Below are 973 nucleotides of genomic sequence, written 5' to 3'. Positions count from 1 at the left end.
GTCGATGACAGCTTCCCCTGTTGTCTCCGCGACATCTCCAACCTTTTTAGCAGCGCCCGAGACGCCCTCTGTGACTTTGTCGAGTAGATTTTGTGCATGCACAGCATTGTCCGCTGACAGAAGCACAAACCCAGCTATCGCAATTCCAACGATTAGTTTAGCACGTCGCATATTCTCCCCCTCATATAGTTCTGCAGACGTATCAAGCACTCAATACCAGAGCCGTTCCCGCCAAAAACTCGGCCAGTTGGTGTCAAAGATAGTTCATCTTCTTTGTGATCCAGAACAGGATTTCCGCCAACGCCGAAATCGCCCCTGCGCCTTCGGTAATCACAAGCGCTGTTCCAGATGCGCCCAATTTGGTTGTCTTTTCGTTCAGATCGGTCGGAATGTCGGCGATCACGATATAGGCCGCGGACCCGGCAAGTTCGCCCAGCGAGGGCAAACCGCTTCGGGTGTCCAAAGCCCCTTCGCTGGTTGCCGGAGGTATGTCCCGTATGGTTGTTTCGAACTCCTGTCCCGGCGCGCTGCGCATTGCGATGCGAATCTTGTCCCCTGCGGATACGTTTTGCAGACTGCTCAAGGGAAGCGTGGCAATCAGAACCCGGTCGTCCGGCACAACGAAGTTTATTGCGCCTTGCAGCGTCGTAACACGGTTTCCCGGGCGCAAAGATAAGCCCGTCACCAAGCCATCTGCAGGGGCGCGAACAACGGTCTGCTCCAACGCCCAACGTGCTTGTGCCAGCATGTTTTCAACTTCTACGACACCGACATCAACGCCGTCCACTTGTGCCGCAATGCGCCGTTCAAGACCTGCCTTGCGCGCTTTGGCGGCCCGTAATCCAGCCTCTAGTTGCTCAATCGTAGAAATTGCCTCCTGCAATTTGAACTCTGATGATGCGCCCCGGTCCGCAAGGCGGATGATGTCATCGCGGCGTGCAATTCCAAATTCCAGCTGTGCTTCGAGAGAGGC

The 973-nt window shown here is 55.4% G+C and carries 1 protein-coding gene; it reads right to left on the bottom strand.

The window, feature by feature from the left end; genetic code table 11:
• Positions 1-253 precede the first annotated feature (253 nt).
• Positions 254-973: HlyD family secretion protein (locus ACR0I8_RS22075; protein WP_480703665.1), on the bottom strand; the 720-nt coding region annotated here is incomplete at its 5' end.

It is taken from the genome of Ruegeria sp. BG9 (assembly GCF_056538305.1).
The sequence above is the reverse complement of the archived record's forward strand: the minus strand, read 5'-3'. Positions and strand labels throughout refer to the sequence as shown.